General features: G+C 48.5%; 18 protein-coding genes and 1 pseudogene. All 19 read right to left on the bottom strand.

The features are described from left to right. Positions 1-316 precede the first annotated feature (316 nt). The 19 genes and pseudogenes from AB5Y50_RS05285 to AB5Y50_RS05195 all read right to left on the bottom strand — a co-directional run bounded on the left by AB5Y50_RS05285 (position 317) and on the right by AB5Y50_RS05195 (position 20,496). Positions 317-2,491, bottom strand: a complete 2,175-nt coding sequence (locus AB5Y50_RS05285; protein WP_125117327.1) for a polysaccharide biosynthesis tyrosine autokinase — start codon at positions 2,489-2,491, stop codon at positions 317-319. A 55-nt stretch (positions 2,492-2,546) separates the two neighbouring features. After that, positions 2,547-2,975, bottom strand: a complete 429-nt coding sequence (locus AB5Y50_RS05280; protein ID WP_113725125.1) for a protein tyrosine phosphatase — start codon at positions 2,973-2,975, stop codon at positions 2,547-2,549. A 63-nt stretch (positions 2,976-3,038) separates the two neighbouring features. Beyond that, positions 3,039-4,154 (bottom strand): polysaccharide export protein, encoded by a 1,116-nt coding sequence (locus AB5Y50_RS05275; protein WP_368162435.1) that lies wholly within the window; start codon positions 4,152-4,154, stop codon positions 3,039-3,041. 292 nt (positions 4,155-4,446) lie between these two features. Next, the gene (locus tag AB5Y50_RS05270; RefSeq protein WP_368162434.1) at positions 4,447-5,265 is read right to left on the bottom strand and encodes a glycosyltransferase; all 819 of its coding nucleotides are present in this window, start codon (positions 5,263-5,265) and stop codon (positions 4,447-4,449) included. Positions 5,266-5,298: 33 nt separating this feature from the next. Beyond that, positions 5,299-6,348 carry an EpsG family protein gene (locus AB5Y50_RS05265; protein ID WP_368162433.1) on the bottom strand — a complete coding sequence of 350 codons (1,050 nt, stop codon included), beginning with the start codon at positions 6,346-6,348 and terminating at the stop codon, positions 5,299-5,301. Continuing rightward, a complete protein-coding gene (locus AB5Y50_RS05260) occupies positions 6,348-7,379 on the bottom strand; it encodes a glycosyltransferase family 4 protein (protein WP_368162432.1) in 1,032 nt (343 codons plus the stop codon). The genes AB5Y50_RS05265 and AB5Y50_RS05260 overlap by 1 nt, the downstream gene beginning before the upstream one ends. Before the next feature lie 163 nt (positions 7,380-7,542). Further along, positions 7,543-8,052: pseudogene (locus AB5Y50_RS05255) on the bottom strand (IS1595 family transposase); the annotation flags it as partial. Positions 8,053-8,074: 22 nt separating this feature from the next. Further along, positions 8,075-9,211, bottom strand: a complete 1,137-nt coding sequence (locus tag AB5Y50_RS05250; RefSeq protein ID WP_368162431.1) for an ISAs1 family transposase — start codon at positions 9,209-9,211, stop codon at positions 8,075-8,077. A 48-nt stretch (positions 9,212-9,259) separates the two neighbouring features. Continuing rightward, positions 9,260-9,640 carry a hypothetical protein gene (locus AB5Y50_RS05245; RefSeq protein WP_368162430.1) on the bottom strand — a complete coding sequence of 127 codons (381 nt, stop codon included), beginning with the start codon at positions 9,638-9,640 and terminating at the stop codon, positions 9,260-9,262. Positions 9,641-9,835: 195 nt separating this feature from the next. After that, a complete protein-coding gene (locus tag AB5Y50_RS05240; protein ID WP_368162429.1) occupies positions 9,836-10,804 on the bottom strand; it encodes a glycosyltransferase family 52 in 969 nt (322 codons plus the stop codon). Between the two features lie 30 nt (positions 10,805-10,834). Continuing rightward, on the bottom strand, positions 10,835-12,091 hold the full coding sequence (locus AB5Y50_RS05235) for a lipopolysaccharide biosynthesis protein (RefSeq protein WP_368162428.1): 1,257 nt from the start codon (positions 12,089-12,091) through the stop codon (positions 10,835-10,837). A gap of 74 nt (positions 12,092-12,165) precedes the next feature. Then, complete coding sequence (locus AB5Y50_RS05230) at positions 12,166-12,858, bottom strand: hypothetical protein (RefSeq protein ID WP_368162427.1); 693 nt, start codon at positions 12,856-12,858, stop codon at positions 12,166-12,168. Continuing rightward, positions 12,858-13,910, bottom strand: a complete 1,053-nt coding sequence (locus tag AB5Y50_RS05225; RefSeq protein WP_368162426.1) for a nucleotidyltransferase family protein — start codon at positions 13,908-13,910, stop codon at positions 12,858-12,860. Before AB5Y50_RS05225 ends, AB5Y50_RS05230 begins: the two co-directional genes overlap by 1 nt. Positions 13,911-13,922: 12 nt before the next feature. After that, a complete protein-coding gene (locus tag AB5Y50_RS05220; RefSeq protein ID WP_368162425.1) occupies positions 13,923-14,564 on the bottom strand; it encodes an acetyltransferase in 642 nt (213 codons plus the stop codon). Then, on the bottom strand, positions 14,557-15,630 hold the full coding sequence (gene neuB, locus AB5Y50_RS05215; protein ID WP_151027371.1) for an N-acetylneuraminate synthase: 1,074 nt from the start codon (positions 15,628-15,630) through the stop codon (positions 14,557-14,559). The genes AB5Y50_RS05220 and neuB overlap by 8 nt, the downstream gene beginning before the upstream one ends. Continuing rightward, entirely contained in the window at positions 15,627-16,787 is a 1,161-nt protein-coding gene (neuC, locus tag AB5Y50_RS05210) for a UDP-N-acetylglucosamine 2-epimerase (RefSeq protein ID WP_109422037.1), read from the bottom strand. The genes neuB and neuC overlap by 4 nt, the downstream gene beginning before the upstream one ends. Before the next feature lie 2 nt (positions 16,788-16,789). Then, complete coding sequence (locus AB5Y50_RS05205) at positions 16,790-17,932, bottom strand: LegC family aminotransferase (RefSeq protein WP_323580060.1); 1,143 nt, start codon at positions 17,930-17,932, stop codon at positions 16,790-16,792. A 9-nt stretch (positions 17,933-17,941) separates the two neighbouring features. Further along, the gene (locus AB5Y50_RS05200) at positions 17,942-19,135 is read right to left on the bottom strand and encodes a UDP-N-acetylglucosamine 4,6-dehydratase (protein WP_323580061.1); all 1,194 of its coding nucleotides are present in this window, start codon (positions 19,133-19,135) and stop codon (positions 17,942-17,944) included. A gap of 344 nt (positions 19,136-19,479) precedes the next feature. Next, positions 19,480-20,496, bottom strand: coding sequence for an exopolysaccharide biosynthesis polyprenyl glycosylphosphotransferase (locus AB5Y50_RS05195; protein ID WP_368162424.1), 1,017 nt, complete (start codon positions 20,494-20,496; stop codon positions 19,480-19,482). Between the last annotated feature and the right edge of the window lie 273 nt (positions 20,497-20,769).

Genomic DNA, 20,769 nt, shown 5'->3' with positions numbered 1-20,769 from the left:
CCACGGCAACGACGGTAGTAGTCACCCCGGCAGCAGCAGCAGCAGCGCCAGCACCGGCAGCACCGCCACCCGCGCCAGTACCAGCAGCACCAGCAGCTTCTTCTGCAGCCATGGCATTAGCAGAAACAGCCAGCAGCGCAGCCAAAACAAACGCACTCTTTTTCATCTTATCTTCCTTTTTGTTGACACAGCTAAAACATAACACTGAGTGGAACCCCTCAGCCTTATCTAGTATTACTCAAAGGAGGCATCGATTGAACCTACGATTTCGCCTCCCTGAATATTACCAATCCCTTATCGATTATCTGCAGCAGGATCAGGCTTTGGTTTTATCACCATAGCTATATTGATAATATCCGTAATTGCCGTAATAACTGCTGGCTTTCTTTTCTACCGCGTTGAGCAGAATACCCTTGATCACTACACCATTTTGCTCGAAGCGACGAATCGCCACTTCCACCTCTTTCACCGCTGTCTGGGCAAAGCGTGCCACCAGCAAGGACGCCCCCACATGCTGACCGACGATGGCCGCATCGGTGACCGCCAGGATCGGCGGGGAGTCGACGATGACAAAGTCGTAATGTTCGGCGGCCCAATCCAGCAGCGCTTTGAAGCGAGGATGCATCAGCAATTCTGAGGGGTTAGGTGGCACTGCGCCACGACAAACAAAATCGAGCCCGTCAAAGCCAGTCTTGCTGATCACCTGCATCATCTCGCTTTGACCCGCCAGATAGGCGCTCAAGCCAGCCCCCATCTCTTGCCCCATGACTTTTTGCATATAGCCCTTGCGCAAGTCCGCATCGATGACCAGTACCTTCTTGCCCCCCATGGCCAAGGTGGCAGCAAAGTTGGTCGATACGAAGGTTTTACCGAGACCAGGGCCAGGACCCGAGATCATGACGATGTTGTTTTTGGCCTCCATCATGGCGAAATGCAGGCTGGTACGCAGACTGCGCAGCGACTCCATCGCCAGGTCGGCCGGATTACGGGCGGCCAGCAAGGCTTCATTGAGAGCCATCGCTTTTCGACCTTTCTTCTTCTGCTGCTCTATCTTGGCCTGATCTTCGGAATAGGGAATAGTGGCGTAGACGGACAGCCCCATCTCTTCCAACTGTTCGGGGCTCTCGACCCCCCGGTGGAATGCAGCGCGCACCAGGATAAGGCCCACTGACAACATGCCTCCAAGCAGCGTCGCCAGCACCACGATCAGCGGCTTCTTCGGCTTGACAGCCCGGGTTTCGACTGCCGCATCATCGATGATACGCACATTACCGATGGTCCCCGCCTTCATGATATTGAGCTCTTGCTGCTTGTTAAGCAGCTGGACGAAGATCTCCTGGCCCACTTGCACATCACGGGTCAATCGCAAGATGTCCTGCTGGGTTTTCGGCAGGCGCTTGATCGACTTGTTGATGTTGTTCTTGGTGTTGATCAGAGTCTGGCGCTTCTCCATCAACGCGATATAGGCCGGATGCTGACGGGTATAGAGCTGTTGCAGCTCGGCTTCACGGAAGGTCAACTCATTGAGCTGTTTCTCAATCCCGACCATGGTGTCCAGTGCCGCTTTCGCTTCGAGCGACAGATCAACCGACTCGTTCTGTTGACGATACGTATTGAGCAGTTCTTCCGAACGGTTCAAGTCATCTTTGACCTGGGGCAGATGGGTCTGCAGGAAATCCAGGCTCTTCTGGGCTTCTTCGGTCTTGCGCAGCACGTTCTGCTGGAGATAGTTCTGACTGATATTATCGAGCACAGCACGAATGCGCCCCTTGTCTTCCCCTTCCAGCGCCAGGGAGATGATCCCGGTATTCTTGCCCTTCTCGCTAACTTGGAGACCACTTTGTAATTCGGCAATCACATCAAGTACAGGCTTTTTGGCCAACGTGAAAACTTGCCCCTCATAAGCGGCCACATCAGACAAGAGCAGTGTTACATCTTCGTTCTGAAGCAATTTACCCACCTGACCTTCCAGCACCCGGCCTTTCACCTCCAAGGTAAAACGGTTTTCTCCGGTCAAGATCAAAGTGAAGGAAGTACCAATCAGCTCGGATGCCACCTCAAAACGACTAATCGCCATCCTGGGATAGGGCTGGCCCATCAGGCGAGACACACCGCGGCCAACCAGCGGGAAGAAATCGGGGGTCACCACAGTATCAAGGTGGAGCTCTTGTACCGTGCGGCCAAGCACCATGCGCGAGGTCAAAAGTTCTATCTCAGCGGCGGCATCAGCCTGTTCGCCACCCAGCACATCGGCCATGTCACCGAGAAGAGCGGTGCCGCTGGCCTTTTTTTCCACTTGCAGCAGGGCGTTGGCCTTGAAGACTGGTGTCGCCAGCAAGGCGTAAGCAACACCCATCATCATAAAGAAGCCGGTGATACACACAATCCACCAACGGCCATCGATCAGGTAGCCCAGCAGGCGCCCCAGATCGATCTCATCGTTTTCCACCGCAGCACTATTTTGCCGGGACGAAACAGAAGAAGTCGTCATTACACAGAGTCCATTTTTATTGTCAGATAAACCCGAACACAGGCACAGGCTGTGGTTACAGTTTTTTTACCCAGGCATCGGCCCCACGCACCAGCAGCTGGTAAACGTGCTCGTAGGCTTCCCGGCTGAGGCGATAGGGATCTGGCACCTCGCACTCCCCCAGCCAGTGGCCAAAGAGCATGGTCTTGCCGCGGGCGCCAGGATCAATAGCGGTCACGGCGGAAATATGCCCTTTCTCCATGACAAGGATGAGATCGGCCTCCTGGCACAACGCGCGGTTAAGCTGTCGCGCAACATGCCCCTCCAGAGAAACCCCATGTTGCAGGGCTACGTCGCTAGCGACCTGATCGGCCGGCTTGTCGACCAGGGCGCTCACTCCGGCAGAGCGGATATCACGGCCGGGCAAACGCTCCCGCAGCAGACGCTCACCCGTCGGGGAACGACATATATTGCCCACACACACGACGAGAATTTTCTCAAACATATTACTCTCACTCTTTCATCTTCACCCCGATGCCAACAGCCCCGAGTCAATATCCATTGAGCGTTACCAGTTGCGAACCCGCAACATGCCTTCCGTCAACTCGTTAAAGCCAGTGATGGAGGGAACCAGTTGACTCAACACGCGATTCCAGCGCGTCACAGGTGCGGTAGTCACATACACAACGTCATAGGGTTGCAACGCAAACTCCGTCCCCATCACCAGCGCAGTGGCATCACTCAAATCAAGTTGATAGATGGCGGCTTTCTGCTGTGACTTGCCTGCTGGGCGTAATACGAAAATCCCTGTGGCATTGGCAGCATTCTGGTTCAAGCCCTCGGCACTGCTCAGGGCTTCCGTCAGGCTCATCCCCTCCCGGCCGATGGTCAGGGTTGATGCCTTGTTGACTTCCCCCATGACAAACACTTTCTGGGCATCATTGCGCGGCACATAGAGCATGTCGCCATCACGCATCAGCTGATTGTGAGAGAGATCGCCGTACTGCAGCAGATCCTGCATCGACAGCGGATACTCCTTGCCCTGACGTGTCAGCACCACATGGTGCCAATCCGCCTCTTGGGTCAACCCCCCCGCCAAATTGAAAGCATCGAGCAGGGTCATCGGCACATTGGTGATGGGCTGTGCCCCCGGTTTGGCCACCTCGCCGGAGATATGGACCTTCTGGGAGCGGAACGCCGCGACGTTCACATCCACCTGCGGGCTCTCGATGTACTCGGCCAGGCGTTTGGCGATATCGACACGGATCTCGGAGACCGTTTTGCCCACCACCGCCACCTTGCCGATGTAGGGGTAGAAGATGGTGCCATCGGCATGCACCCAGTTACCCGCTTCGCTGGCACTGCGGTAGGAACCGGCTGGGATGGTCAACTGAGGGTGATCCCACACGGTGACATTGAGGATATCGCCCACACCGATCCGGTATTCATAGCGATTGATCTGGCTATCGAGTTCAGGGTTGGCCTTGCCAACCACAGGGGCCTTGCGCAGGGAGCTTAACAGCGCTGGTGTCACCGGATAGACATCAGCCAACTGGTCGACATCAACAGAACCTGTCGCAATCTGAGTCTTGCCACTGGTGGAAAGATTGGTGCCCGGTACCACTGTGCAGGCACTGAGCAATACCACAGTTGACAAAAGAGTAAAGAGCTGAATCCTTTTCACTACCACACCTTATTAAGCTTGCCATCAAGAACTGAACGGAAAAATCGCCGTATGATAGCGGAAATTGAGTAATTAAATGAGTAATTTTTCTATTCCCAAGTACTCTGATCTATAAATGTAACAAACTATTAAAATCAACATGAACTAAGACATAGTTCATAAAAAAGTGCAACAAATATTTTTTATATGGCAATATATACAAGCCTCTCCTGTAGCAAACCACATTAGCAAAAAAATACTTGCAAACACAATTTTAATTAAACGATAAAGTCTTTATATATTAAAGTTGCGTTTATATAGAACGCATTCGCTTGTACAGTATAACCTTTAAGAAATTAGGTGCTAACCTTACCAGTGAACGTAATATAGAAACTTTAAAAAACTGGTTGAGAGTAAGAAAATTCGACCGATACATTATATGGTATGTCAACAACTCACCTTTAAGAAACTTAAATCCTCGACGCGTAATAAAATCGTCTCCAGTACGCATGCGCAACAACAGTTTTGGTAAGTTAGCTAGTTTAAAGCCTGACTGAAGCACACGAATCCATAGTAAATGATCTTCTGGATAAACATCTGGATAACCACCGACTTGAATAATCACTGACTTTCTAAATATAGATGCGGGATGGCTAATTGGTGAGCGCATCTTAGCAAACTTAGTGATACTCTCATGAGAAAGTGGCAACCAACGACTAGATATTTTCATACTAAAATCTGAATTCCACTCCTCTATAAAACCACTAGAAACGGCAATATCATGATTAGAATTCATAAATTCGACTTGTAATTTAAATCGTTCTGGCATTGCTATATCATCAGTATCCATTCTCGCAACTAAATCGTATTTACAATACTGTAGACCTTGATTTAATGCTACTGCCAATCCCTGATTATGAGACAAGGCAACGATAGTAATTGCATCTCCTAACTCAGAAATCCAATATTCAACCTCTGCATCAAGTTCATGAGTTAATGGACCATCCTTAACCAAAACAACCTGTGATGGTTTCATTGTTTGATCATGCCATATACTTCTCATGGCTTGAGTAAAATAAGCTGGAGACTCTTTGCAGTAAAGTGATAACAATACAGAAAACCTAGCGCCCATAAGAAACCCACTCAAATATAAGATATTCAATTATTAAAACAGGTCAAATTTATATTCACAAAGCATACATTTGTGGAATATGTTAAGTGAAAAAATCACACTATATACAATGGTAAAGAACAATGCATACATTCGCTTTCCATTTTTAGGAAGCGTAAAAATTAAAGCTGGCACAAGAAAAATCTCAACAGAGGAAAACATTGATGCCATTCGGCTAGAGAATACTGCAAAGTCATTAAAAACAATCAATATCAGTGAAGACAGCGCATATATATTTATAAAAAACACATTTCCAAAAAAAACAGCCAACCTTTCCTTGTTATATAGAAATACCAAACAAAAAATAATTGTTTTTATAGTCGTAGGATTTAACACCCCCATAGAATAAGTAAATCCACCTTCATCTAATATATATGCATTCAGAGGTGCATTAAACGCACTTGGCAAGTAAGGCATAATAAAGGCAAACAAAACAGAAATATCGAATAGAATGGCTAATGGTAATGTGATACTTAAAAAAATAACATATCGTCTGAGTGTTAAAAACTCTATCTTCAATAAAAAAGCAACGTATGCAAACAAAGAACTTATATGGAAACCTGCCGCGGTGAGGAAAAGAAAAGCAGGCCTTAAGATCGCCCCCCTGTGTGATATGAGGACAAAAGATAATAACACGATATTATATGCAACTGCGGCCCTGATTTGGATCATGTCTCTATACAGAAATACATGTGACATGTATATCAAAATAGACCAAGGAGCTATTTTCTTATAATAAATAGACGAGACAAAAAGAAATAGCAATGAAAAAAATGACACAATTAAAAATTGAGCCATAATATTCCCCCCAAATAAAAAAGCATTAAATTTTTCAATTAGGGTATATAGATATTCAAAATTGGCGCTTTTATAATACAATGAGTAAAAATAATTTAAATCATCAAGTGAACTACCTAGTTTTCTGGCTCCAGCAAAAATAAATAGAAACAAACACAACAGCAATGTGAAATACGTATAAAGTTCTCTTTTAATAAAAAGAGAAGAAATTGAAAAAATTATAAAAATGCACGTATAAAATAACACTAGATCATATCCTTGTAATTTCTTAGGTAACCTAATGCCATTTTTTCTGCTGTTAGGTTTTCACTATACACTATTTTTGATAAAGTCTTCATCTTTATCAAATCATCATCACTTAATCTAGATATAGTATCCCTAAAAAACTCCGGTTCGTTACTTCCAACAAAACCTGAATAAATATCCATATTATTAATTTCACGATGAGGAGCAATATCTGATAGTATATACGTCAAAGACTCTGACATTGCTTCTATTAAGGCCATAGGCAGCCCTTCTGCACATGAAGATGATAGAAAAACATCGCTCTGAGCTAGATATAATCGTGGATTCGCCACATTTCCCATAAATTTTACATTTTTTTCCTTATAAAAACGTCCCCTCACTTCATCAAAATAAGGTCCATCTCCAAGAATAATTAATTCTGAATTTTCCTTTCTTGCATCAACAAACCCTTGTATTGCTACCTCATGATTCTTTCTCTTATTAAAAACACCAACCATTATATATTTTTGTCCGTTTATCTTTGCCTGCCCCCTACGGCCCTCAAGGACACCATTCCTAACAAATGTAGTTACAAAATTAAATTCTCTGGACACAAATGTTGATACAGACTCAGAACAGGCAATTATGCGATCCATTTTTTTTAATGATAACTTATGGACCCATGACATAAGGGTACCCTGTAGATAACCTTTATCAAATACATAATCCACATTTATATAATTATGTAAGGTTGATATTTTCTTGATTTTCTTAACAAAAAAAGCACTAAAAAAATCAGGCAAAAGGCAATGACTATGAACAATGTCGTATAACTTAGCCTTCATTAGAAATTTAATTAAATTAAAAGATGGTCTAACGATAAAGACTTGTTCACAGCATGCTTCAAATTCCGACTTTAATTCACCGGAATTAAAAGCAAGCAAATCGATCATTACATCTGGATTTACATGTTTGATGTATACACACAAATTTAATGCAACATTTATAGGACCAGATTTTTTAAGAGATGGCACAACCATTAATAATCGCACTTATATTTCCTTTCAATCTAAAACTTTCAGATATTTATATTCGTATATTTAATGAATATTTCCACTCTAAATGAAAACTATCAATAGATAATTTCTGAATTACCTTCATATAAAGGAAGTATGTACTGCCATCTCAAATAAAACGTGACATATTCATTCCTGATTACCCATGACCCTCAGCCAGCTTCAAGAGTCGATATGGCATCGGCGGGCTTGCCACGACGGCATGCCCCAATTCAACCAACATGCTCTTGAGGTCAAAACGATGATTAAACCGGAAGCAATACTCTGCAAGGTGCCTCGGTAAATGCTTCGCTCCGAGCGTATGGCAACTGCCCCGCAGCGAGTTCTTCACATTCCCTATCATCGTGTTTACCCAGTTGAATGCCGGATGATCCAGAAAGTCCAGGTTGCCCCCGGTGACAACACCCAGGAGTTCACAATTGGCCTCCTTGACCGCTTTGAAACAGGCCAATCCATCTGATATCACCGCGCTACCACTGGCAACATGCCGTTTTGCCCAATCAGCAATGGACTTGGTTTTGAAACCATCGACCACCGTCATCCGCATCTTGATTGGATGCCCTTCCTTGTTCAGGGCCACTGCCGCCACAAACGGCGTCTTGCCTGTCGCGCCCCGACCTCGTTTGCCACCACGGCGCTCGCCACCCCAGGGTGAGAGCGTGAACACCCTGTTAAATTTCAGAGAACTTTTGCAAACCGGCAGCGAGTACAGTGTCCAAGTAATCACTGCTCATTGCCGCTATTTTCTGCTTGCGCCTGATGCTCGCCTTGCGTGATGTCTCGGCCCTTAGCATGTTCACGGCCATGTGTCGGATACAGGCCAGATTCTCCGCCGCGTCTTCGCGATAGATGGGGCACGCATCTTCTCCCATCGTCACATCCAACACCCAGTGAAGCTCGTTTTCGATGGCCCAATGACCGCGCACGGCACGGGCAAACTCATCTCGGTCAAGCACCTTTGAGCTGATAAAATAACGTTGCTCTATAGCTATTTTTTGATTTTTTTCAATACGATAAGAGATGGCTACACCCAAACTCTGCAACCCGTCCCAATCGGCAAACCGGGCCGCCAGTTCCCCGGCCGGGATGACATGATATTCACGACCGTCAACGCGCCCATGAGCCTGCTCTACCGCCACCGTCTGCGCTGACAGCGGGGTGGCCATGGCAGGAGCGAGCGCTTGTTTCACGGCCTCAAGCAGCTTGGGCTGATTACCCTTGACGGCCAACAGGTAATCCCCACCCTGCTGCCGGATAGACGTGGCAATGGCAGTCTGGCAGCCCATGGCATCGATGGAAACCAGGCATTGACGGATGTCGAGCAGTGCCAACAATTCGGGAATGGCGGTGATTTCGTTGGATTTTTCAGCGGTTTTCACCTGACCGAGCACCAGTTTGTTGGCGGCGGCGTAGGCGCTGACCATGTGGATGGTCGATGAACGATCTCCGGGTTGATAGGAGCGACGCAGGGTCTTGCCATCAACAGCGATCAATGCCCCGTCCATCTGCTGCTGGATGGCCTGGGTCCAACGAATGAATGCTGCCTGGAACTGCTCGGGCTGGATGCGGGAGATGATCCTGGCGATGGTGTCATGCACAGGAATACCATTTAGAAACAGTCCTTTATCCTGAAGCCATGCCAGATGGACCTCGCCAAAGTCTTCGATGTCCTCCCACCCCTGAGCGCCACCAATCACAGCGCAAACGGTCAGAAACAGGACATCGTAAAAGGGATAAGAGATTTTTGCGGGCTGGCGATTATCGTGGATTTCACTGAAAAACCGGGTAAAGAGGGCATTGACTGACATCACATGGCTCCAGAAAAGAGCACATAAGATCATAGTCAGATCGTGAGGTCAAACCCATTTTTTGGTTAAAAAACATTCATGATCCCGCCCTGGGTTCTTAATCAAGCTATCTCTGTTGTACGCAATTGCGGCAATAATTATAAGAGCTAAAACAGATAATCTATCAAATATTTTCAAGAAAAAATTGGCTTTGTCAGCATTAATTTCAAGATAGATTGATGGTATTAAAAATGCCAACACTGTATAGACTGCAAAAACTGTTGTGCATACGCACACAATGGGGATGTACCGTTTATTGAGCATAGATTTTCTATTGGCAATCACAAGAATCACCAATAACAATAAAGATAATAACCCTCGTTCTCTAAAATAAGTATCCAGACTGGATAAGAAGAGTGCTAATGGAAGAATTAATAAACTTAGCGTCATGCTAACTCTCATAAATTGTCTATATATCTAACAATATTGCAACCATACTTAAATGACATGTTTAAATTCGCAACCAGAAAACTTAGGGAAAGTGCGAACAAGTATCCCACGAACAAAAAATGAAAATTTTAGTCATTTAATATCAATGGGTTACCAGTAAATGCTCTCGTGCCATATGACTTATTCGCACCTTCCTTAGTCGACATGAATAACATCCATGTTCTTTAAGATAATACTACCAGAGATAGCCTCTTTAAAAATTGGTGACAAGTTTTTTAAATAAAAGATATGGTTAATTATGTTTTCATTCCCAATAAGGTTTATTTGACAAGAACTCAAAAAACCATAGACATGTACATACTGATATTTCTTTAATAACTCAGAAACTTCTCTTTCTGCAATAAATCTAGCTTTTATTACTTTCAGATATGATGGTGGAGAATATTTTATTTCTCTTGGGTGTGGTAAATAAAAAGTCTCTCTATCAGTATCCTTCACCACCTGCCAACATTTATCCAGACTACCCTTTATATCAACACCGGAAATAAAAATATCGGAATAGACAGAACCGAGTATAACATTACAAGCACTTATCTTTGTGTTGGCTTCAGCCTCAGCAAAATCCTTATCCCCCGAAGAGAACATATTAATGCTCATTGTTCTAGGTATGATGTTTTTATGGCTACCGTAAATTGTATAATGACATTGACTGGATTTTTTTATTGATTCCATATCGAACTGTATCATCAATACTGTTCTACAAACCTTTCCTATCACGCCCACTTTTTGTGATTGATAGTAGATACTGCCAGGAATGATATTTGCCGAACCATCATCAAATGTAAATAGATGATTGAAGCTAACTCTCGATAGAATAAAATGAATTAATATATTGTCGATGGATGCAACAAATACAGCATCATAGCGTCGCTTAAAGAAATGTCTGAAAATAGCCGGGAAGTAGAGCGGATATTTCAACTTCATATGAATAAACGTCACTTTACCGCAAATTTCTCTCATGTCCTGCAGTGTGTTTTTTGTGACATCATTATCTATTTTACTGATATAAAATAGTTCCACATCGTCAGGAAGAAGATTCCGGTGTGCAATAATGCGTGATGCAATAACCAACTGGAGATGCGTGTAACAGACAAAAAGATTCATTGTTGGAGATCCGCTGAGTTTATTGCAATATTATTTTTTATAGGTGATACGCCAGGAAACAGCACTGACCCGTGATGCCAGCCACCATGTGGCAAAAAATCGAATGCACATCGAGATAGCGAAAGCCATTGCAACACCCACTATGCCCATATGCTCGATCAGGTAGACAAGCAGCGCAATGTTCAACAATCCGGTGGAGATGGTGACGGCAGACAAGGCACCGGTTCTCTTGGCATAGAAGATATAATTGGCCACCATCAGATACATCCCGCCAAAGGCTTGCCCAAGGCATAGCCAGCCGATGACCGTCGTTGCCCTTTGATACTCGGCGCCTGCGACCCATGTGACCACCCAGGGGCCGACGATGAATGAAAGGGCCCCCAGACCGGAAACAATGACAAAGAACAGATAAGTGAACTTGACCAGTCGTTGCAACTGATAAGGGTTATTGTCCGACAGGGTTCTGAAAAGCCAGGGCACCAGCGCCTTGTTGATAGCATCGAATACGACAGCCATCCCAAGACTGAGCTGCACGCCAAGCATATAGATACCTGCCTCTGCCACCCCCAACTGGCGGTTGATAAAGAACCTGTCTATCGAGCTCAACAAGAATATCCCAACCACATGTGGTACCAGAGGAACCCCAAAAGAAAGCGCCTCTTTGAAAAATGCCTTCTTCAGGGGTAATAAAACCAGCAAGCGATCCCGATAGAGCAACAGCAGCCCTAATCCGGCATAGACGACACTGGTTGCCATCAGCGCATCAACACGCCCGGTGGGGCCCTGCTGATACCCGATAATCAACGCCAACGACAATATCAGTACAAGGACACTTTGGCTGACTTGCATGACGCCGAAAGAAACGGCCCGTTCTCTGATTTGCCACTGTCCCAATCTGAACTGAATAATGAAATTGGCACTGGAAATAACAAGCGCAAAATACACCCATGAGGTGGGTATATTCAGCCATTGACTGAGCTCTGCCGACAAAAAGAAGCAGACAACCCCGAGGGTCAGTGAACTGAGCAGCAGGATATGCAGGCAGGTACCATTGAACAGGGCCAGGGCAGAAGCATCGTGCTTGTCATAGAATTTGCGGTTAGCAGCCCCTACTGCGTTTAGCCCTGTCAGTGCGGCCAGCCCCGTGATCAGTGTCTGAAACATGGCTATCTGACCGTATTCATCAGGGGTGAGATAGCGAGTCAATACCGGCAACAGCAGAAATGGGACTAATGCATTAAGTATGTTTGATAATAAATAGATGCTGGAGCGTTTTAATAATCCCATGTCAAACTCAATTTATAAAATAAAAACCATCTTTCATTTTCAGAAAGAGAGATTATTGACGAAAAAAGATTAATTTAATACTTAAAATAAGATTTAATAAACTCAGCCATTTTGAAATCAAACTCATCGTCAATATCAACCGAACTGTTTTTATCCATTACATAAGCAAATGCTCCGTCCGAATAAATTTCTGATAGAGCGCCAACAAAGTGGCGAGCAAAAATATAAATGGCACCATTTAAACGATAATAAGGCTCTAAATCCTGACTTCGCTTATTTGCTGCTGCTGGTATAAAACCATCCATGCTGAGATCACTAGGAAGGCGATTACAATATTGGATAGGATGGTCCATTTCGCATACAGAAATAACTGCAGATGCATCTTTCTCATCATATAACGCCATGGCCTCTTTGATATGGTCAGTATTACGCAACGGCGAAGTGGCTTGCAAAAGGGTCACTTTAGTAACAAGGCCATATTCCGCTTCAACCCATTCAACCATATGACTGACAACATCATTGGTCGTCGCAGTATCGCTGGCCAACTCGGCTGGTCTCAAAAAAGGAACCATTGCGCCGGCACTCATTGATACATCGGCAATGGCCTGAGAGTCGGTGCTAACCAATACCATGTCGAATAGCTGGCTATCCAATGCAGCCTCGATCGTCCAGACGATAAGAGGCTTGCCCGCCAAGGGCAAAATATTTTTATTAGGGAGACGCTTGCTCCCGCCTCGCGCCGGAATAATCGCAATATTGAGGGCCATTATACCAACCCCTTGATATCGAGCTGAGCCTTGTGGAAATCATCCATACGGCCGATATCGAGCCAGTATTCGTGGATCGGGAACATCAATACCTCTTCCTGCTTGGCTATTTGCTGTTCAAGCAGGGTTGGCATATCGATACGCTCTTGCCTTGGCACATTCATGAATAACTTCGGGCTGACCACATAAATCCCCGCATTGACAAAATAGCGCTGGATGGGTTTTTCCTGCATTTCGAGGATGCGGTGCCCATCTCCGCTGATCACCCCATAGGGGATCTGATAGTCATATTCACGAACACACATGGTCGCTACAGGCTGGTATTTGTTATGGAAATCAAGCAGACGATTGAAGTCCACCGTGGTCAGTACGTCGCCATTGATCATGATAAGCGGCAAGGCGGGGATGTCGGCAGGCAGAAGCCCCAGCGCGCCGCCTGTGCCTAACGGCATCTCTTCATGCACGTAGCGAATATTGGCACCCCAGGCTGAACCATCGCCAAAGTAATCGGTGATCTGCTCGGGCATATAGTGGGTGGAGATGTAGATATTTTTGAAACCCGCCTTGAGAAACTGGCTGAGCAGGGTCTCCAGAATGGGTTTGTCGCCCACCTTGAGCATGGGTTTGGGGCAGTTGTCGGTGAGCGGGCGCAGCCGGGTGCCAAACCCACCCGCCATGATGAAGACGGGGTTGTCGTAGCTCGGTGTTTGTGCCGCCTGCTCCCAGGTTTCCAGTCCGATCAGCTTGCCGGCCTCATCGACCACCGGCAGGGAAAGAATGCTGCGCTCACGCATGAGATCCAATAATTGTGTACGGGCCATCTTGACAGAGACGGTGATGGGGGTGGTGTTCATCACCGCCGTGACGCTTTGCGTCAGGGCCACATTGTTCAGGATGGCACGACGGATATCACCGTCAGTGACCACCCCCAGCAGATGCTGCTCTTCATCCACGACCAGACAGACCCGCAGCGCCTCCGCATTGATCACGGCCAGGGCATCACGCACCGAACGTTCGGGTGACAGCACCACTTTTTCCCAATTTTTGCTCATCCAATCCATCCTTTACTGCTTGATAGGCATCACGCTGCCCCGGGCAACGTATGCAATCTGCTTTTCTCCAAGAGGGCGCGTCAGCGTAGCACCTGCCCCCACCACGGCATCAGCGCCAATCGATATGCCCTGGATCACGGCGGCTCCCGTGCCGATATGTACTCTCTCACCCGTCACCACACCGCCGGATAACACGGCGCCCGGTGCAACGTGATTGTCACTCCCCAGGTGGCAGTCGTGATCCACGATGGCTCCGGTATTGATGATGCTGTTGGCTCCAATCCGGGTGCCGGCCTGAATGATGGCCCCCGCCATGACCTGGACACCCTCTTCCAGCACGGCGTAATCAGAGACCATGGCCTTAGTGCTGACGAGCCCGGCAAAACGGTAGCCGAGGGCGCGATAACGGGCAAACAGCTCGGCCCGCAACGGGTTGCCCGGCAGAGAGCCGATGCCATTGACCAACACCACCTCATCCGGATGGTGGGTCAGTATTTCCTCGTCATGCCAGAGGGGAATATCAGCCAGCGCGGCGCGCGCTGTACCTGCAGCGGGCGCAACCAGCGCGATGGGAACCACTCCCTGGCTGCGCAGCATGTCGACCAGCACCGAGGCGTGCCCCCCTGCCCCGAGGACGATGACCGGTTTATTCACGGATAGGCTCACCCGCCTGATAGGCACGTTTGGCCGGTTGCCCCAGGAGCTGCCAGTAGGCATAGGGGCTCATTCCATCGCCTGGGCGCTTGATGGCGAGGTTGTCGGCACAGAGGATGGCGCCCTCCTCAATGTCGCAGGCAGCGACCAGGCTCTTGCGTGCGATCTCCTTGTTCTTGATCTCGCTCGGGCGAGGCCCTTTGATGCCGTCTCCCAGTGCCAGTTCCACATCGCGGATCCCTTTCACCATGGCGGCCAGTTCATCGGGTTCAAGAGAAGCCTTGTGATCAGGCCCTTCCATGTTGCGGTCCAGCGTGAAGTGCTTCTCGATGAGGCAGGCTCCACGGGCGACTGCCGCCACCGGGATGGTGATGCCCTGGCTGTGATCCGAATAACCGACCGGCAACCGGAAGGCGTGCGACAGGGTATCCATGGCTTTGAGGTTGATATCCACCATGGGCGCCGGATACTCGGTCGTGCAATGCAGCAGGGTCACCTTGTTGGCCAAAGCGGCCTGACCAGCCTCGCTGGCATAGGCAGCCATGAAGGCGGCCTCACCGGGCTGCGCATCCTGCGGCGCGGTCAATCCGAAGGCTATCACCCCCAGGGCCGCCTCCACTTCTGCCAACGTGGCCATACCGGTCGAGACGATCAACTCGCAACCGGTGCGAGCATGGGCCAGTACGAAAGGCGCATTGGTCAGTTCCCCGGACGGGATCTTGAGGGTCTGCAACTTCAACCGGTTCACCAGAAAGTCCAGGCTCTCGGTATCGAAGGCGGTAGACAGAAACGCGATACCGAGAGACTCGCAATGGGCGATCAGACGAAGATGGGCATCGAACGAAAGCTCAAGGCGGGAGAGCATGGCAAACTGGCTCTCTTCCTTGCCGGTGTTGGCGGTTTGATAAGCAGCCTGCTTGGCCTGGCGGGTCACCAGATTGGCTGCCTTGAAGGTCTGAAACTTGACGACATCGACGCCTGCCCGGTGGGCAGCATCGATCAATGCCACGGCGAGTGCTTCGTCGCCATTATGGTTGACGCCTGCTTCGGCGATGATGCGGATCATGGCGACGGACTCCTGTCGAGATCATGGAACTGTTTGATGGTGGGGATGGCAAAATGCTTCAGGCGTGTCACGATTTGGCCGCTGGCGTCCCCTGCACCATAGGGATTGACATAAGCATCCGGGCCCATAGGCTGCAAGGCCTTGGCAATGCATTGCGTAATGGCCTCTGCCTTCGCGTCGCAATGAAGCACACTCTTCGCCGCCAGGCGCCCTTGTTGGCGTTGGCCGATATTGATGGTCGGGACACCCAGAGAAGGCACTTCGATGATGCCGCTCGACGAGTTGCCGATCACGGCGGCACAGTGTTTCACCGCGCTCAGGTAACGTCTGTAACCCAAAGACGGGATGGCCAGCACGCGTGCAGGATTGGCAGTCGCATACTGCTCAAGCAGTGGAATGATGGCTCGACCACCGTCATCTGCATTCGGGTACGTCAGGATAACCTGATGGTCGGGATAGTTATCCAACGCCGCCAGCAAGGCACTGAAACTCTCCCTGGCCGGTTCATCGGCCAGAGTCACGGGGTGATAGGTCACCACGAAGAACGGTGAGTCCAACGTAAACCCAAGAGAGGATTGCAGCTCGTCCATGGACAGCAGCGGTGTCTTGATGATGTGGTCCAGACCGACGGCGCCCACGTTGAACACCCGTTCAGGCGCCTCCCCCAACTGAATGACACGCTGTCGATAAGGCTCGGCGGCCGTGAAGTGCAGGTAGCTCAACTTGGTAATGGCATGGCGAATGGCGTCGTCATAAGCCCCCTCGGTGATCTCGCCACCATGGAGGTGTGCTACCGGTATGCGCTGCAACATGGCCGCCTGGGCTGCCGCCAGCGCTTCAAAGCGATCCCCCAGGATCACCAGCACATCCGGTTGCAAGCGGGCCAATGCATCTGCCAGCCCGAGCAAGGCCACGCCCATGCTTTTGACCACCCCCACAGAGGTATCGGAGGAGAGCAGCATCTCGATGCGCTCATCGATCTTGAAGCCATCCTGCTCTATCTGCTGATAGGTCAGGCCGAACTCGGGGGACAAGTGCGTACCCGAGACGATCAGCTTGAGCTCCAGGTCGGGATCCGCGGCAATGTCTTTCATCAACCAATAGAGCAGCCCGTATTCGGCGCGAGTACCGGTAAAGACGGCAATGGTGTTGGCCATGTTCAGACCTCGACAGGCGAGCTGGGCAGGTTGATCAGATGGGCTTCCAACCATTCGGCATTGTTAAGCTCCCCACGCAAGGCATGAGAGAACATGGGCAGGCGATGCATCAGCTTCCATACAGGCCGGGTCATGACACCAGCCTTGTTCAGCTCGGTCAGCAACGTATCCCGCTGGGTCTGATCTTCACAGACAATCGCATTGAGCCAGTAGTTGGAGCGTCCATAAGAAGGCTCGGTCACAAACTGGCATGCCTGTCCCTTGAAGAACTCGGCATAGTGCATGGCAAGCGCCCGCTTTTGCGCCAGGAATTGCGGCAGGGCTTCCATCTGGGCACATCCGAGGGCCGCATTCAGATTAGGCATCCGGTAGTTAAAACCGGGTTCATCATGATAGAACTCGAACGGATGGGGTACCTTGGCGGTGGTGGTAATGTGCTTGGTGCGCGCCCCCTGTTCGGCATCCTGGCAGAGCACCATGCCACCACCACCCGTGGTGATGATCTTGTTGCCATTGAAGCTCAGGGCGGAAAACGCACTCAGCGTCCCCGTGTGTTTGCCTTTGTAGTAGGAACCCAGGCTCTCGGCAGCATCTTCCACCAGGGCGATCCCCCAGGCTTCGCACACGGTCTGAAGCTCATCGAGTTCAACCGGATGACCAAAGGTGTGCATGGGCACGACGGCTTTGAGGCGGCGTCCGCTTGCCTTGTGGATGGCACCTGTCTCGGTGCGAGACGCATGCTCTTCCAGCCAGTTGGCCAGGGCAACGGGACACAGACCCAGGCTCTGGCGTGATACATCGACAAACACGGGTTCTGCGCCCATGTGATACAAGGCATTGCAGGTCGCCACAAAGGTCAGGGGCTGGGTGATCACCAGATCCCCTGCCTGCACACCTGCCATATAGAGCGCGATATGCAGCGCCGCCGTGCCATTCATGGTGGCAACGGCACGGGCTGAACCGGTAAAGGTGGCTATTTGCTGCTCGAACTGCTCAACATAGGCACCGACACTGGAAACGAAGGTGCTTTCGAGGGTATCGAGCACATATTGACGTTCATTGCCGGCAAAGGTCGGGGCGTGAAGAGGGATGAAGTCATCGGTTTTGTAGGTATCACGAATAAAACGTATCAATTGAGTATGCATACCGATTCCTTACATCTTGCCGTCGAGATATTTGCCCGTTTCTTTGTGACCAAAATCCGGGATCATGGCGAAGAACAACTCGACGATCTCTTTCTTGTCCCAGGCGCGTTTTGTTTTCATAGCTGCAATGGTCTGCTCGAAATGGTTGAGCAGATCATTCTGATATGAGGGTTCATTTTTGATGATGCCCAGGTTCTCGAACCGGGCCATATCCAGCACTTCCTTGTCCGTGAAGAACTCTTCGAAGTCTTTTTCACCCGTGGTATCACTCTCGGTAAACAGGCAGGGCCACATCCCCTGCTCGGGCAGGCTCGCCATCAAGGCTCTGGCTTCATCCTCGTCCTTGCACAGATGCGGCTTGTAACCATGCTGCTCCAGATACTTCACGGCGATTTCGGCGAAGGTAATCAGGTGCAGGGATTCGCTGAGCTTGGGGAAGAAGATATCCCTGTTCTCACCGAAGATGCAGGACATCAGGCACAGCTCACCGGACTCCTGGGGAGTCACGAAGTAGCGTTTGATGTCGTTGGGGGCGACGATGGGCTGACGCTTTTGCAAGCGCTGGTTGAAGCCATGCAGCAAGGAGCCATCGGAGAAGGCCACGTTGGCAAAGCGCGCGGTTGAAATGGCAATCTGTTCGCTGCGGCGCATCAGGAACATCTCCATGATGCGCTTGGACGCCCCCATCATGTTGACCGGATTGGCCGCCTTGTCCGTCGAAACACAGAAATACTTTTTCACTCCCATGTCAATGGAGTGCTGAATGGTTTTGTCCGTGTTGAAGACGTTGACATCGATCATGCGCATCAACGTGAAAGGATCTTTCTCGCTGCGTACATGTTTGAGCGCAGAAAGATTGAGCACGTAATCATAGGCGCCGTCAGCTTTGATAAAGGCGTCATATTCAATGGAGCCGATATCCAGGGCGAACGTCTGGAAATCACCATCGATATACCCGAACGAGCTGCGGATATCGCGCACCAGCTCGACCATGTTGTTCTCGCTGATATCGACCACATGCAATTTACGTGGATTTCTCTTGAAGATCTCTTTGGTTACCGCCTGGCCAATAGAACCGGCGCCCCCTAGAACAAGAAAACGGGCTTTACTCACTAGTTTAGACAGTTGTTTCTCATTCCTGCCGATATCCGCTGAAAATAAACAATCACACCTACCAATTAAATTCAAAACCTTACTATTCATATTGAAGACACCATTAAAAAAATAAGCGATTCGTCAGCAAAAATATGACACGGGTTTAATATACTGAATGAATGTGAAAGGCTGGCTTTAATCTCAACTAATCGAAAGATCATGTAAGAGAACATCATTATCCGCTGAGCAGTTCGTGAACAACAAACAATTACAATCATGAATATACATGACACGAGCCTCTTATAGGCAGATATATCTTTTGATATCCATGTATATGTTACCAAATGCGAGAAATATTCCCAAATAAGAAAATCATGAAGCCAAACCAGCTAAAAACACAAATATACTTTTAAAAATAAGTAACTACACTAGCTATAACTAACATGACTTTATCATCGCCCCATCCCAAACAACACAGTCTTGACCGTCAGTAGCAAGATCTTTATATCCAACATCAGGCTTTGATGCTTGATATAGAAGATATCGTATTTATGCTTCCACACTGCATCTTCGATAGATGCTCCGTAGGGGTATTTGACCTGGGCCAGGCCGGTAATTCCGGGCTTGACCGCATGGCGAAAACGATAATATGGAATGACCGTTTCTAACTCTTTGATAAACACTTCCCTTTCTGGTCTCGGACCAACCAATGACATTTCACTTTTAAAGACGTTGATCAGTTGCGGCAATTCATCAATACGAGTCTTGCGAATAAAGCGGCCTACACGAGTAACACGAGCGTCGTTTTTACTAGCCCATTGGGCTCCATTTTTTTCTGCATCATTTCGCATAGAGCGAAACTTGATGACGTCGAATTCCTGGTTGAACTGGCCAACCCGGGCTTGACGATAAAAGATGGGACCAGGTGATTCCAATTTGATAGCCAGTGCGGCCAGCAGACCGATGGGGATGGCAACCAGACTGAGCGCAATGGCAGAGACCAGATCCAACGCACGCTTGACAATGCGATTGGATGGACGGGAGAGGATGGAGAAAGATTTCATGTGCAGGAAGTAGCCGCTGTGCAACAACTCCACTTCTGTACGTCCAAAACGTCGGTCCAGATAACTGACCAGCGGTTCAACGTAGGCGCCATATTTGGTGGCCAACACCAGCATTGCGGCCAGTTCATCGGGAAGGTCACCACTCTTGTAATGCACAAGGGTTTTGCCTTTTAGCTGGGTCATGTCCGTCACATTGAAATGCGACGTGAACGGATAATCGACTAACACTCGCTCAATAAGAGCCTTGTCACTATCACTACAATACACATAAAGCTCATCACTTTTCATGTGAACTCGCTTCAGCTCACGTATGAGATGACCAATATCTTGTGAGTGCATCTTCTCTGTCAATTTTTCATTCGCTGCGTTCCATAATGCAGCACTGCTGTTGATTTTATTATCCATTTCCCTTTACTCTCTAATTTTAATATCCCGAAAGGCAAATATTTTAATTATTGTGAATGCCTCCAAGCCATCTCATGAGGAATTATTTCGTTATTACACGTGATCTAAGGAAGGTGCGAATAAGCGGGGAAATTCTTCTCGGCTGACTCAGTCATTTCATTTCTTCATGTTTGAGCCGTTTTTTCTCCCGTAAATGCCTTGAATCAGCCTATTTAGACCGTTTCTTCGCCATTTAAGGCGTTATCCCCAGTTTTTAGTGAGATCTCTCCCACT

This window comes from Aeromonas sp. s6 (genome assembly GCF_040907815.1).
Lineage (GTDB): Bacteria > Pseudomonadota > Gammaproteobacteria > Enterobacterales > Aeromonadaceae > Aeromonas > Aeromonas caviae.
Note: the sequence above shows the minus strand (reverse complement) of the source record. Positions and strands in the feature narration are given on the sequence as shown.